At 65.8% G+C, this 15,234-nt stretch carries 8 protein-coding genes; all 8 read left to right on the forward strand.

Annotation, left to right across the window (positions count from 1 at the left end):
* Positions 1 to 15: 15 nt before the first annotated feature.
* Genes FDP28_RS13770 through FDP28_RS13805 form a run of 8 tightly spaced genes read left to right on the forward strand, consistent with a single transcriptional unit; the run spans position 16 to position 15,223 of the window.
* Positions 16 to 1,419, forward strand: coding sequence for a DUF58 domain-containing protein (locus tag FDP28_RS13770; protein ID WP_144662002.1), 1,404 nt, complete (start codon positions 16 to 18; stop codon positions 1,417 to 1,419).
* Entirely contained in the window at positions 1,416 to 3,926 is a 2,511-nt protein-coding gene (locus FDP28_RS13775; RefSeq protein WP_144662003.1) for a transglutaminase-like domain-containing protein, read from the forward strand. The genes FDP28_RS13770 and FDP28_RS13775 overlap by 4 nt, the downstream gene beginning before the upstream one ends.
* The gene (locus tag FDP28_RS13780; RefSeq protein WP_144662004.1) at positions 3,916 to 5,517 is read left to right on the forward strand and encodes an RDD family protein; all 1,602 of its coding nucleotides are present in this window, start codon (positions 3,916 to 3,918) and stop codon (positions 5,515 to 5,517) included. The genes FDP28_RS13775 and FDP28_RS13780 overlap by 11 nt, the downstream gene beginning before the upstream one ends.
* The gene (locus tag FDP28_RS13785) at positions 5,514 to 6,422 is read left to right on the forward strand and encodes a PP2C family protein-serine/threonine phosphatase (protein WP_144662005.1); all 909 of its coding nucleotides are present in this window, start codon (positions 5,514 to 5,516) and stop codon (positions 6,420 to 6,422) included. The genes FDP28_RS13780 and FDP28_RS13785 overlap by 4 nt, the downstream gene beginning before the upstream one ends.
* Positions 6,409 to 8,292, forward strand: coding sequence for an FHA domain-containing protein (locus tag FDP28_RS13790; RefSeq protein WP_144662006.1), 1,884 nt, complete (start codon positions 6,409 to 6,411; stop codon positions 8,290 to 8,292). Before FDP28_RS13785 ends, FDP28_RS13790 begins: the two co-directional genes overlap by 14 nt.
* A complete protein-coding gene (locus FDP28_RS13795; RefSeq protein ID WP_144662007.1) occupies positions 8,289 to 10,025 on the forward strand; it encodes a serine/threonine-protein kinase in 1,737 nt (578 codons plus the stop codon). Before FDP28_RS13790 ends, FDP28_RS13795 begins: the two co-directional genes overlap by 4 nt.
* A gap of 48 nt (positions 10,026 to 10,073) precedes the next feature.
* Positions 10,074 to 10,778, forward strand: a complete 705-nt coding sequence (locus tag FDP28_RS13800) for a hypothetical protein (RefSeq protein ID WP_144662008.1) — start codon at positions 10,074 to 10,076, stop codon at positions 10,776 to 10,778.
* Entirely contained in the window at positions 10,775 to 15,223 is a 4,449-nt protein-coding gene (locus FDP28_RS13805; RefSeq protein WP_144662009.1) for an FtsK/SpoIIIE domain-containing protein, read from the forward strand. Before FDP28_RS13800 ends, FDP28_RS13805 begins: the two co-directional genes overlap by 4 nt.
* The last annotated feature ends 11 nt before the right edge of the window (positions 15,224 to 15,234 follow it).

The raw sequence follows: 15,234 nt of genomic DNA on the forward strand, positions 1-15,234 counted from the left end.
AACAAAGGCCCCCACATGTCCTCCAGCAAACCCCTGAGCCGGGCTGCTGATTCGCTTAAGCGCGCCACGTCAGCACTTGGCGGCACCCTGCGCTCCGCGCGTGGTTCCGGCAACGACGCGGGCAAACGCCCGGGCAGCCCTAAAAGGCCCGGCACTACCAGGAAACTGCACCCCGCGGCCGTGTGGGCCGAGGCCGCCGGAGCAGCGGGGGAGATCCTCGCTCCGGCGTGGGAGAAATTCCGCGCCCTCTGGCTGCGCTATGCCTGGCCGGTCCTCTCCGTTGTCAGCCTGCTCGGCTGGGTGGTTCTGGCGGCATCGATCGGGCTCTGGTGGGCAGGACAGGCGTGGGGCTGGCAGGAGGCGAAGTCCGCGGCGTTGGTGGCGTTCCTGCTGTTCCTGCTGGCTGTCGGCTTTATTGTGGGCCGATCGGCGTACGGCGTGGTCCTGGACCTGGCCCGCACCCGCGTGGCCGTAGGCGATGATGCGGTGGGAAGCATTGCGGTCTCCAACGTCTCGGCACGCCCGTTGCTGCCTGCAGCGCTGGAGTTGCCTGTCGGTGCCAACACGGCCGTGTTCCACCTGCCCCGCATGAAGCCCGCACAGGTGCACGAGGACCTTTTCACCATCCCGACGGCCCGCCGCGCCGTCATCGTCGTCGGACCCGTGCGCTCGGTGCGCGCCGACCCGCTCCACCTGCTGCGCCGGCGCGTGCTCTGGACCGAACCCGTGGACCTGTTCGTGCACCCGCGGACCGTGGCGCTGGGCGGTTCAGCGGCCGGCTTCATCCGCGACCTTGAGGGCATGCCCACCACTGAACTTTCCAGTGCCGATGTTTCGTTCCACGCCCTTCGCGATTACGTGCCCGGCGATGACCGGCGGCACATCCACTGGAAGACCACGGCCCGTACCAACAAGCTCATGGTCCGCCAGTTCGAGGAAACGCGCCGGGCCCACCTCGCTATTGCCCTGTCGATCAACACCGATGAGTACGATTCCGAAGCGGAATTCGAAATGGCGATCTCGGTGGCCGGGTCCATTGGCCGCCAGGCGATCAGCGAACAACGCGACCTCGATGTCCTGACCCAAAAAGGTCCGCTCCGCTGCGAAACCGGCCGTAACCTGCTGGATGACATGACACGGATCATCGGCGCACCCCTGCGCAAGACCGCCGTCGACCTCGCCCGGACCTTGTCCGATACCGTCCCGAATGCCTCCGTGGTGTTCTTTGTCGTGGGCAGCCACGTCACCGCCACGCAACTGCGGTCAGCGGCGGCCTCGGTCCCGCCGGGAGTCCGCAGCCTGGCCGTCCGCGTCCAACCCGGCGCCGCGCCGTCGAGGGCCAATATCGCGGACCTGACCGTCCTCACCGTTGGCGACCTCGACGATCTCGCCATCGTTCTTCGAAAGGCGGCAGCATGAGCACCGCGCCCAACGTCCGAGTGCGTCCGCGGGCGGAGAAATCCGCGAAGGCCAATGCCCGCAAACGCGCTGCAGGCGGATCCATGTTCGCTGACGACCGTCCGTTGTGGCACTTCTTCGTCGACTGCGGCGCCCTGGTGGTTCTGCTTTTGCTGGGCGTCCTCGGATTCACCCTGAGCTTCGGCGGCGACGCGCGCTTCCTGGTCGCAGGCCTCGGCGGCGTGGTCCTCGGGCTCGGCATCGCCGTCCTGAATGCCCACCTGCGCCTTGGTTTGCTCATCACGGCAGCTGCGGCTTTTGGTGCCTACATGCTGTTCGGTTCCGCGCTGGCGGTTCCGGATTCTGCTGTGCTGGGCTTCCTGCCGTCCCTGGACTCCCTGCGCACGCTGCTGCTGGGCATTGTTTTCTCCTGGAAGGACATGCTCACCGTCGGTGTTCCCGTGGGTACCGCCAACGGAACGCTGATTGTGCCGTTCCTGAGCGCGCTGCTCATGGCCCTGGCCGCCGGGCTCCTGACGTGGCGGATGAAGAGCCCCTACTGGCCGCTGCTTCCGGTGTTGGTCCTCTTCGTCACCGGCATCGCCTTCAGTACCAGTTCGGGCTTCCTGAACGTGGAGCGCGGCGTTTCCCTGACGATCATCTCGATCGTCTGGGCGACGTTCCGCCGCGAGGTGCTCCGCCAGCGCAGCACCAGGACCGTCTCGGCCAACAGGCCGGATTCCGACGCCGGTACGGCCCGCCGCGGCCAGCTGCGCCGCCTAGGTACTGCTGCAGCGGTCATCGCCGTCGCCGTGGGCGTGACGGCCCTTGCCTCTCCCTTGGTGACAGCCAGCGATGACCGAAAGGTGCTGCGCAACACCATCGTCCCGCCCTTCGATCCCCGGGATTACATCACTCCGCTGGCGAGCTTCCGCAACTTCGTCAAGGACGAAAAGGACACCACCCTGTTCACCGTCAAGGGCCTGCCCAAGGATGCCCGCGTTCGGCTGGCTGCGTTGGATGCGTTCAACGGCTTGAACTACACCATGGATCCGAACAGCTCCGGCAACTTCAGCAAGGTCGGCGACGCGAAGTCGCTGAACACGCTGGCCGATTCCGGGAGCCCGGTCCAAGGCACCAACTACACGTTGGACATCACGGTTGAGGACTATCAGGGTTACTTCGTTCCAGGTGGCCGCCACACCACGGGAATGAGCTTTGCGGACACCTCGGGAGCAGCGTCGGGGCTCTACGTCAATGCCGGCACCGACACCGCAGTGACCACCAAAGGCCTGGGCAAGGGGGAGAACTACACCGTCCAGGTCTCGGACCCCGGAACGTTGGAGCACGGGCAGCTGACCCAGTATGACTTCGCCAAGCTCACGCTGCCCGAAGCCGAGGAAGTACCGCCGATCGTCGCATCACAGGCGAACGAATTGTCGGCGGATGCACCCACCGCCATCGACCGCGTCCGGCAGATCGAGGCGCACTTCCAAAAGAGCGGCGCCTTCAGTAACGGCCTGGTGGCAGAGGGGCAGCTTCCGAGCCTTCCCGGCCACAGCGCGGCCCGCATCCGCAACATGCTCTCGGCCAAGCAGATGCTCGGCGACGACGAGCAGTACGCGGTCTCCATGTCCCTCATGCTCCGGCATTTGGGTATCCCCTCGCGCGTTGTCATGGGCTTCTATCCGGATCCCAAGAGCCCGGAGAACGGCGCCGGCGACATCAAGATCACCGGCAAGGATGTACACGCTTGGGTGGAGGTGGCTTTTGACCGCGTCGGTTGGGTTTCCTTCGATCCCACCCCGCCCAAGGACAACGTGCCCATCCCGCCGGATCCGCAGAACAAGTCCAAGCCCAAGCCCCAGGTGCTGCAGCCGCCGCCCCCGCCGCAGGAGCCCGCGGACCTGCCGCCGGACTCCACTCCGGATGCCCTGGACGCGGACGAGAAGAAGAACAACCCGTGGCTCTTCTGGGGGCCGCTGCTTGCCGCCATCGGCGTGGCATTGATTCCGTTGGCGATTCTCGCCGTGCCGTTGCTGCTGATTCTGCTGTTGAAATCACGACGCCGGAAGGCACGTTTCCGTGATGGCCACCCCGCCCAGCGGGTCGGCGCGGGATGGAGCGAGGTATTGAGCCTTGTCACCGACATGGGTGCCTCGATCGACTCCAAGTCCACCAGGCGCGAGTCTGCCTCGGTGATCGCGGAAGCGTTCCCCACCGCTGGGAATACCACCACCATGCTTGCCCATCGCGCGGACGCCGCAGTGTTCGGCGCGGGGCAGCCGAGTGAGTCGGAGGTCAAGGAGTACTGGGAGATCGTGGACACATCCCTGACCGACATCACCGGCAGTGTCGGCTTCTGGAAGCGGCAGCAGGCACGGTTCTCACCGCGTTCGTTGCTGGCGGACGCCCGGGCGGCCCTGCGTCGTCGTCAACAAGGTCCAGCCCGGAACCAAACTCCGGGTGAACCGGGGGCGCGGCGCTTGAAGTTGCCCTTCACGAAGGACAGCACCGATGAGCAATGACACGGAACTGTGCCCGGCCTGCCGGCATGCCGTCCGGCCCGGCGCCGCTTTCTGCAACCAGTGCGGATCGCCGCTGAACAACCGCGGAGCCCGCAAGGAGGGCAACATCAACCATGCCCAGCGGGCTGCACTGGAGTCGGCTGCCCGGCAGGGCCTGTCCGATCCCGGTAGTATCTCCGTAGTGTCGGCGCCAGCGTCGCCGGCACATCCGGGGACAAGCACTGTCCCGGACAGGACGCCTGGGCCAGGGGGAGGGACCACTATGACCACCAAGCTCGACCTCGTTCCCGCTTCTGCCGGCAAACGGCTGGGCGCGGCGGTGTTGGACTGGTTGGGGCCGGTGGCTGTCCTCGCCACAACGTTTGCCATCGGCATCGCGGGCATTACGCAAACGCGCCGGAACGGCTTCATTGTTTACGACACCGGCCTGCTGGTCCTCCTGGGCAGCATCGGCCTGGCCGTGACTGTGGTGTACATCTTCGTGTTGTTGGCCCTTGAGGCGAAGTCCGGGAACACCATTGGCAACCAGCTCATGGGAATCCGCAGCACTGATGCCGATGGCTACGCTCCTGGTGCTGGCGCGGTGTTTGTCCGGGGCATCCTGACCGGTGCTGTCCTGATCGTGGGGTCACTGGCTGCTGTCATCCTGTCGGCGTTGGGACTCTTGGGACTTGTTGTCTTTATCGCTTTGCCGCTGATGGTGCTGGGGGTTGCCTGGGCCATCCTGGTGGTGCTCTCCAACGCCTGGGATTCCAACGGCAAGGTGCGCGGCTGGCACGACAAGGCGGCCAAGACCTTGGTGTTCGACGTCAATGCGGGCCGCAATCCCGTCACGACCGGAGGAATCCAAGGTCCTTACAGCTTCGCTCCCATGGACCTTCCTCCGGTACAACCGGTGATCTCCCCAGTGCCGTCGGGACGCGCTTCCACCCCGTCGCTGCCCGTGCCAAGCCAATCCGCCCCCGCACAGACGACCCCCGGACAGACGACTCCCGCCCAGGCGACGTCCCCGCATCAGGCGGCCTCGGCGTCGTCCGTTGCCCCGGTCGTGCAGCCCTCACACGACCCGAACCAGTGGCGGCCGCCGACGCCCCGCCAGGTGCCGGCCCCGCAGCAAGCGCCTCTCACGCAGCAGGCACCAGTTGCGCAGCAAGCTCCGGTCGTTCCGCAGCCTCTCACGGTCCCGGCGCCGGGACTTCCCGCCCATCCTGACGACGACGTCGAGCGCACCCAGATGCGTCCAGGTACGGCCCGTGCACAAGCTGTCCTTCTGATACGGATCGACGACGGCCAGGACGTCCAGCTCGGCGGAAGCGTCCTTCTTGGCCGGAACCCCGCTGCGCAGCCCGGGGAAGTCGTCGAGCAGCTGCTGCCGGTGTCGGATCCGGGCAGGTCGATTTCCAAAACCCATCTGCATCTTCGGGTGGACGGGGATGGCGTGTGGGTCACGGACCGCAATTCCACCAATGGCAGTGCCGTCACCACCCCTGACGGTTTGCAAACCAGGCTCACGCCCGGCGAGGCATCCTTCGTCCGGCCAGGTTCCACCGTTCAATTCGGGGACCGTTCCTTCCACCTAGGACAAGCATGAATTCACAGCCGGCCACCAACGCCAACGCCGACGCCGTGCGGACCACCGGCGGGTCATCGTTCCGCCTGAGTTACGGCTACGGAACGGACCGCGGACTGCGTCGGGAATTGAACGAGGATTCGTTCATCGCCGCCGACCCTGTGTTCGCCGTCGCTGATGGCATGGGCGGCCACGAGGCCGGTGAGATCGCCAGCGGCATGTGCGTGCGCACCCTGGGGAGCGCTCCCGAGCTCGCCTCAGGGCTGCGGAGCGCCTCTGCAGCGGACCTGCAGGCATGCCTCTTGAAAGCCGATGCTGCCATCAGGGAGGCCACCGGTGCCCGTGCCGGCACCACGCTCTCGGGCGTGGTGGTTGTGGAACAAATGGGTTTGCCGTACTGGCTGGTGATGAACATCGGCGATTCCCGGACCTATCGGCTGAGCCAAGGTGAATTCGCGCAGATCAGCGTGGACCACTCGGAGGTACAGGAGCTGGTGGATTCCGGGGACATCACCTCGGAGCAGGCCGCCGTCCACCCGCGCCGCCACGTGGTGACCCGTGCCCTGGGCACCGGGGATGAAACCGAAGCGGACTTCTGGCTCCTTCCCATCCAGGAGGGCGACCGGATCATGGTCTGCTCGGATGGTCTCAACGGTGAACTGGGCGATGACCACATGTTCCGGATCCTCAGCACAGTGGCCCACCCGCAGGACGCCGTGGACGCCCTCATCCAAGCGGCGCTCCGGAGCGGCGGACGTGACAACGTCACCGTGATTGTGGTTGACGCCAAGAACGTACTGAACGACGCCGGTATCGCCATCACAGCGCCCCGCCCGGAAGTCGGGACAGACGTGGAGGAGGACACCCTTCCCAAAGCCTGGGTAAATGGCACCGACCATGAGGAAGACGCCGATGGCAAGCAGTAACCTCCTGTCCCACACGCGGTACCGGCAGGGCGAGTGGTTTGGAGTTATCCGCAACGGAACAGCTGTACTTCTCGGTCCCGACACCCCGCACGCCCTGCTGGATACCGTGTGGGAATTGCTGTCTTCCTCTCCCGAAGCCCACGAAGTCCTGCACGAAGTAACAGAGGCTTTTGGTGTTTCGCTGAGCAGGATCCCGCCGTTCGGAATTATCGATTCCAAGGATGCGCTCCGGGTCTTCCTTCGCGGCGACCTCGAATTGGCGGTACAGCTGGCCGATCGCCAGGAACACCTGACAGGCCGTGATGTCACCACCTGGACGGAGCGCCGCATCGCCGGCGCCACGGCCTTGAGCATCCACATCGGGGCACAAGCCACCGAAGGGATGGAACGCCCACGGCTGGATACCCTCCCGGTGAAGGACGGCGTGGTGTTGTTGGCTTCGTTGGAGGCCGGCGGGCAGGGCATTGCTGTGGACGGGCCGACGGCGGCGGAACCGGCCTCGGAGCCTGCAGCTGCGGCTGCGGCACCTGCCGTGCAGGCACCGGCGGCCTCTGTCTCCGACGAAACCATGATCGGATACCACGAAGCCGACCTTGGGCTGACGATTGCACCCGGACAAGCGCCCGTCATTGACGGGCACCTCGGCGGCGCGTCTGCTCCGGTCGACGAACCCGCGTCCGGGGACGAATCCGCCTCCGGGGAACCGGAAGCAACTGAAATCAGTGCCCCCGAAGATTCCGGGGAGTCCTTTCCCAATGGGGTTGAGGTAGAGCAGGCCGCTGCAGAATCCGTTGCGGGGGAGTCCGGGGAGTCCGGGGAGGAGCCCGAGGAGGGGCCTGACGGGGAGCCTGCTCCAGCCGAAAGCGACGATGACCTTGTGGTGAACGACCACGAGGTCCCGGTCCACACCAGCACCACGGATCCATTGAGTCCCTCTCTGGAAAACACCACGAACTACGATCACCTGTGGGACAAGACGGTGATGCGCAACATCGAGGACGCCGCGGTGCGCCTGGACAGCGATGCCGATGACCACGACGCTCCGGTCAGCCATGCACCTGCTCCGCAACCGCCGTCGGCTCCGCAACCGCCGTCGGAAACCGAACAACCAGCGCCGGAACCTTCGACGCCGGTACCCGCGCCGCCGTCGGAAGCCAGCCACTCAGCCGCTCCGGCCGCATCCGGTGGCCTGATCGATTCTGTGCCCTGGCTCCGCAGCGCGCCGTCGGCGCCGCCGGTGGCCCAGCCGGCACCGCAGGTTCCGGCTGCCTGGACGCCTGCACCGGCATCTTCGGGCAGCGTGGTGGACGAGGACTCGGACCACGACGGGCAGACCATCATGAAAAGCAGCCTTCCCCGGACCAGTGACACGGGGGAGGCCGGGACATCCGGTGACGCACCCGCCGTCAACGGCCCGAGCGTCCTGGCCAGGGTCTGCCCGCAGGGGCACGCCAACCCACCCACCTATCCACTGTGCTCGGTGTGCGGAGCTCCCATCAGCGGGGATGCCGTTCATGTTCCGCGCCCGCGTTTGGGCCGCATGCGTCTTTCCACTGGGGAACTGATCGACCTGGACCAGTCGCTCATCATTGGCCGCCAGCCCTCGGTTTCGCGTGTCCAGGGAGGCACGATGCCCCGCCTGGTCCAGGTGGAGAGCCCTGGCGGGGACATTTCCCGATCCCACGTGGAGGTCCGGTTGGAAGGGTGGCACGTGATGCTGTGCGACCTCAAGGCCACCAATGGCACCGTGCTCATCCGCGAGGGCCAGGCACCCCGCCGGCTTGCCCAGAATGAGATGGCCATCCTGCTGGACGGCGACATCGCCGAACTCGGTGACGACATTTCATTGCGTTTTGAGGAGATTCTTTGAGTTCCAAGAGGCCCCCCGCACCGCCTCCCCCCATCCCGGGCTTCAAATACATCAGCCTGCTCGGCTCGGGTGGCTTTTCCGACGTCTACCTTTACGAGCAAGACAGGCCGCGCCGAAAAGTAGCCGTCAAGGTGCTGTTGTCAGACCTCAAGACCGAGGGTGCGCGCCGCCGCTTCGAATCCGAAGCCAACCTGATGGCGCAGCTGTCCTCGCACCCTTACATCGTGACGATCTTCGAAGCGGAGATCACCGAGACCGGACACTCGTACCTGGCCATGGAGTACTGCTCGCGGCCGAGCCTCGATGTGCGGTACAGGCGCCAGCGCTTCAGCGTCGATGAGGTCCTTGCTGTCGGCATCCAGGTGGCGTCCGCCGTCGAGACCGCCCACCGGGCCGGAATCGTGCACCGGGACATCAAGCCGGCCAACATCCTGGTCACCGACTACAACCGCCCGGCGCTGACGGACTTCGGTATTTCCGGCACCATCGGTGCCGATTCCGAGGACGACGCCGGCATGTCCATTCCGTGGTCGCCGCCCGAGCAGTTCCGCGGCGGCGCAGTGGACGGTGTGCCGGTCGACATCTGGGCCTTGGGCGCCACGCTCTATACGCTTTTGGCGGGCCGCTCCCCCTTCGTGCTTCCCGGGCAGGACAATTCGCAGCGGGAATTGATCTCCCGCATCACCAACGCACCCCTTCCCAGGCTTGGCCGCGCGGATGTTCCGGAATCCCTGGAACTGGCGCTGGCAACGGCCATGGCCAAGTCTCCGGGATCCCGGTACTCCTCGGCGCACGCCTTTGCCTTGGCCCTGCAGCGCATCCAGACCGAGCTGAACCTGTCGGTGACGCCTTTCGAGGTGCTTGAGGAACCGGGGCACGGCGACGATCAACACCCTGACGACAACGTCGAGGAAACCCGGGTCCGGAGCATCGCATCGATCGATCCGGACGCCTCGGGTACTGCCGGCACCGGCTCAGCCCCTACCTTCCCGGCGCGGACTTTCCCATCCACTGTCCCGGCCACCACGTCGCAGACCGGCAACACGACGCAAACTGCCAGCACCTCCCAGACCGCACAAAGGCCCGCCGTGTGGCAAGCGCCGGCCCAGCAGTTACCCCCGCAACAGCCGCTTCCGCAGTTCCAGACCCAGCAGGCAGCAGGGGCCGACACCGACACCGGAGAATCGACTGTCCTTCGTGGGTGGCAGCCGTCGGGCCGCACTGCGAACGTCGACGATACCGTCAGCCGCACAGCATCGCGGGCAGCATCCGAAACCTCGGAAGAGGCGCCGGTTGTTGACCACAGCAAGCGCAACCTGTGGCTCGCGGTGACTGGCGCCGCCGTCCTGGTGGTCGCGATCGTCGTCGGGGTTGTCCTCGGCGCCAACGCGCAGCCGAAGGTCGCGCCGACTGAGGCGGCGAGCGTGAAGCCGGCGGATCCCCTCGGCGATGGCGGGGTACCGGAAGTCGAAGGCCTGAGCGGCACGCGGGACCCGGTGAAGCCGGACTTCGCCGACTTCAGCTGGACAAATCCGCAGCCCAAGCCTGGAGACACGTACAAATGGCGATACCGCACCGCCCTCATCCCGGAAGGCGAATACGAGTCCGTGAAGGAGCCGAAAGTACGTGCTTATTTCGGCAAGGAAGAGAAGCTCTGTATCCAGGTCATCATTGTCCGTACTGACGGTTCGGCATCTCCGGGAGACAAGGGCTCCATCGCCTGTGTGCAGTAACCACCGGCCAACGCAACGCAAACACCGCCCACTGAGGAGGCACAGATCATGGGGGATCTAGCAATAGATTTCTGTGGGGAATGGTACGAACCATCCGACGAAGACGTCTTTGATATCGGCCGCGAAGGCGATCTCGAGGTCGACGACAACCCGTACCTGCACCGCCGCTTCCTGCAGATTGCCCGCTACGACGGCATCTGGTGGCTGAGCAACGTTGGCAGTGTGCTCTCCGCCACGATCGCGGACGGCTCGGGCGGCATGCAGGCGTGGCTTGCACCCGGCGCCAGGATTCCGCTCGTGTTCAGCCACACCAACGTCATCTTCACCGCCGGCCCCACCACCTATGAGTTCGCGGTGCACCTGAAGACACCCTCATTCCGGCACGAGGCCCGCGATGACGACCAGGCCGGGGACACCACCATCGGCCCCGTGGTTTTCACTGACTCGCAAAAAGCGCTCATCGTTGCCCTGGCCGAACCCATGCTGCGGCGGGAGGGCACCGGTTTCAGCGCCATTCCGTCTTCCGCCGAGGCTGCCAAGCGCCTGGGCTGGGCCCTCACCAGGTTCAACCGCAAGCTCGACAACGTCTGCGACAAACTGGACCGCGTCGGGGTTGTGGGCCTGCGTGGGGGAGCCGGAAAACTTGCCACCAACCGCCGGGCGCGCCTGGTGGAGCACGCCGTGACGTCCCATTTGGTGACTCCGGCCGACCTGCATCTTCTTGAGAAAATGAGTGGAGTCGACGAAGGATGAAGTTCCGCCTGACACTGCGGCGTGACCCTGCCGAAGCGAAGGACCTCGCCGTCACGGTGGATGGCCGCGCCACCGTGGCCGATATCGCCACTGAACTCTGGTCCGCCGACCCCGCACGCAAGGGGACCGAACCGCCGTCGAACCTGTCCATCAGCGTGGACGAAGCGTTCGTTGGCGGCGGCCTGTCCGGCCACGTCCTCAGGCCCACGGACAACCTGCTCGAATCCGGTCTTCGCCCGGGTTCGAAGGTTTCCCTGGCCCACGTCAGCGAGGAATTTGCCTCCACCGGCCACGGGAGCAACAGGGGACCCGCGGCGGCGACGTTGCGCGTCATGTCAGGGCCCGACGTCGGCCGCGAATTTTCGCTGCCCTTCGGCACCAGCTACATCGGCCGGGACCGGGACGCGGACATCCGGCTCTCGGATCCGCTCACCTCCAAGCGACACGCCCGCATCACGGTGGGCGAGACCGTGGAAATCGTGGACACGAACTCCGCCAATGGCCTCCTGATGGACGGACTGCCTGTCACCCGGGCAACACTTGCTTCCTCTGACACCGTGACGCTGGGCGATACGACGGTGGGAGTGGTATCGCTGTCCCGCAACCACGGCGGAGGGCCTTCCTCGCCGCTGGTCGACTTCAACCGGTCACCGCGGGTCCTGCCCCGCTTCGAATCGCCCAAGCGGGTGCCGCCGGCCGGCCCCAAACGGCCTGAACACCAACCGTTCCCGTACATCATGCTGGTCGCGCCGCTGCTGATGGGCGCTGTGCTCTTCGCGGTGACGCAGAACCTGCTGTCCGTGCTTTTCATGGCCATGATGCCGCTGTTCATTGTGGGTCACTACGTGGACCACAAGATGCAAAGCAAGCGCCAGGTGAAGGAAGGCCACAAGCAGTTCAAAGCCTCCATGCTGGCCTTCCGCGAGGACATCGACAGGCAGCAGAACATCGAACGCGCAGTCCGGTTGCAGGAAGCGCCCTCGGTGAGCGACACCGTGGATGCGATCTACAAGCTGGGTCCCTTGTTGTGGACCAACCGCCCCGAGCACCAGCATTTCCTCGGCGTGCGCTTCGGCCTGGGCTCGGCACCTTCGCGCATCCCTTTCGATGAACCGACGGCCAACGACACAGAACCGCAGTACATGCGTGAAATCCAGGAGTGCCTGCAGCAGGTCCGCGTGATCGAGGGAGTGCCGATTGTCTCGCAGCTGCGTACTTCCGGTTCCTTCGGGGTCGCCGGCGATCGCAGCGTGGTGGATGATGTGGCCCGTGGCATGGTGCTCCAGCTGGTGGCCCTGCATTCGCCCGCGGAGGTAGTCCTCACGGCCCTGACGTCGCCGCGTTCGCGTGAGCGCTGGGATTGGCTGCAGTGGCTCCCGCATGTAGGTTCAGGCCACAGCCCCTTGTCCGGCGACCACCTTGCCGCCGGCCCGGGGGCGGGTGCTGCCTTGTTGTCCCGCCTGGAGAACCTCGTCGAAGAGCGCGAGGCCTTGTCCAAGGAGCCCGGCCCGCAGCCGCGTCCGGCCCTTAAGGACGAGAGTGCAGAGACTCCCTCCCCGGTGGTCCCGGCCGTGCTGGTGATCGTGGAGGACGATGCTCCCATCGACCGGGGCCGCCTCACGAGGTTGGTTGAGCGTGGGCCCGATTACGGCGTGCATGTCATGTGGGTGGCGGCGAATGTGCAGTCCCTGCCTGCCGCGTGCCGCGACTTCCTCTCCGTCGACGGCGACCACGGCACCACCACGGGCCAGGTCCGTTTGGGCCGCCACACCTACCCGGTGAGCTGCGAAAGCCTCGACGCCGATCTCGCCACCCAGCTGGCGCGCATGATGTCGCCGCTGGTCGACGTCGGAAATCCGCTTGAGGACGACTCCGACCTTCCGCGCGCCGTCTCCTACGCCAGCCTGATCGGCAAGGAGCTCATGGACAATCCGCAGGCTGTGGCCGAGCGGTGGCAGGAAAACAACTCCGTGCACGCCACGGCGGTTCCCAACCGGAAGGACAACGGCAGCCTCCGCGCCCTGGTCGGTTCCAAAGGCGTGGAGCCCTTCTACCTTGACCTGAAGAACGAAGGACCCCACGCGCTGGTCGGTGGTACCACCGGTGCCGGTAAGTCCGAGTTCCTGCAGTCCTGGGTCATGGGCATGGCCGCCGCCTACAGCCCCGACCGCGTGAGCTTCCTCTTCGTGGACTACAAGGGCGGTGCCGCCTTCGCGGACTGCCTGCATTTGCCCCACACCGTGGGCCTGGTGACGGACCTGTCTCCGCACCTTGTGCGCAGGGCTCTGACCTCCTTGCGGGCCGAACTGCACTACCGCGAACGGCTCCTGAACAGGAAGAAGGCCAAGGACCTCTTGGCGCTCCAGCGCGAAGCCGATCCCGAGGCTCCGCCGTACCTGATCATCATCGTGGACGAATTCGCGGCCCTTGCCACCGAAGTTCCAGAGTTCGTTGACGGTGTTGTGGACGTCGCGGCCCGTGGCCGTTCCTTGGGCCTGCACCTCATCCTGGCCACCCAGCGCCCGGCCGGTGTCATCAAGCACAACCTGCGGGCCAACACCAACCTCCGTGTAGCCCTGCGCATGGCCGATGAAGTGGACGCGGTGGACATCCTGGGTGTCCCTACTGCTGCCTACTTCGATCCGTCCATTCCCGGCCGTGGTGCCGCCAAGACGGGGCCCGGGCGTATCCAGGGCTTCCAGACCGGCTACGCCGGTGGCTGGACCACCGAGAAGCCCCAGCGTCCCCGGATCGACATCGTGGAGATGGCTTTCGGCTCCGGAGCAGTGTGGGAACCGCCGCTGGAGGCACAGGTGGAAGAAGAGCCTGCCGGGCCCAACGACATCGCCCGGATGACGGCAAACATCATTCGCGCTGCCGACGTCCTGTCCATTGCACCGCCGCGGAAACCGTGGCTCAACGAGCTCGCCCTGACCTACGATTTCTCCAAGCTTCCCAACCCACGCACCGACGAACGGCTGCTGCTGGGCGTCGCGGACGACCCCGCCCACCAGGACCAGCCCACTGTGTTCTATGAACCGGACAGGGACGGCAACATGGCTGTCTACGGGACGGGCGGATCCGGCAAGTCGGCAGCATTGCGGGGCATCGCCATCGCCGCGGCCGTGACTCCCCGCGGTGGTCCGGTGCACGTTTACGGCATCGACTGTGGCTCGTCGGGCCTGAAGATGCTGGACGGTCTTCCGCACGTTGGCGAAATCATTAATGGAGACGACGTCGAGCGTGTGGGCCGCCTGTTGCGCTGGCTCAAGGAAGTGGCCGACGACAGGGCGGCACGGTTCGCCGAAGTCAGGGCCTCCACCATTGTCGAGTACCGGCAACTGGCCAACCGGCCGGACGAAAAGCGCATCTTCGTCCTGGTGGACGGAATGTCCGCTTTCCGTGAAGGTTACGAGTACAGCAACCTGTCCGCGCTGTGGGACATTTTCCTGACTCTCGCCACGGACGGCCGTCCCCTCGGCATCCACCTCGTCGTCAGCGGTGACCGCACCAACTCCGTTCCGGCGTCGCTCCTTGCCTCCATCCAGAAGCGGTTGGTCCTGCGGCTGAGCTCCGAGGACGACTACATGACCATGGATGTCCCCAAGGACGTCCTCAACGCCGCCTCGCCACCGGGGCGCGGGCTGCTGGATGGACTCGAAGTCCAGCTCGCCGTGCTGGGCGGGAACTCCAACCTGGCCCTCCAGGCGCGTGAAGTGGCCAAGCTGAGCCAGGCGATGGTCCGCCAGGGCCTGGAGCAGGCGCCGCAGATCCAGCGCCTTCCCGAACTCGTGGACCTGGACATTTTGCCCACCGGGGCCCCGGACAACCCGGTGATCGGTGTCGACGACGAATCGCTGGGTTCTGCGGCCATCGCCGCCAAGGGTTCGCTTCTATTGGCGGGGCCTCCCGGCTCCGGACGGACCGTTGCGCTGGTCACCCTGGCGTACGCCCTGCGGCGTTCGAACCCGCGTACCGACCTGATCTACATCGGATCCCGCCGCTCGGCCGTGGCGTCACTGAACATCTGGAGCCGCTCGCTGGTAGGACCAGATGAGGTCTCCGATGTCATTGACGACCTCATCGACAAAGCCTCCGACAACCCGGGCAGCATGGCGATCTTCATTGAGGGCCTGACCGAGTTCACGGACACCCTGGCGGAGTCGGGAGTGGGCCGCTTGGTAACTGCCGCCATCAAGGCAGACCAATGGGTAGTGGGCGAGTCCGAAACCTCCACCTGGTCCCAGGCTTGGTCCTTGGCGCAGCCCTTCAAGTCTGGACGCCGAGGTCTGTTGCTCAACCCCGGGGACGTGGAGGGCGACACCCTCCTCAACACCTCGCTGGGCCGCATCAGCAAGGACTTCATTCCAGGTCGTGGATACATTGTGGGCCGGGGCAAGGTCCGCAAACTGCAGATCGCCATGCCACCGGAAAACCGGGGCTAGGGAGGCTCTTG

It is taken from the genome of Paenarthrobacter nicotinovorans (assembly GCF_007670255.1).
Classification (GTDB): domain Bacteria; phylum Actinomycetota; class Actinomycetes; order Actinomycetales; family Micrococcaceae; genus Arthrobacter; species Arthrobacter nicotinovorans_B.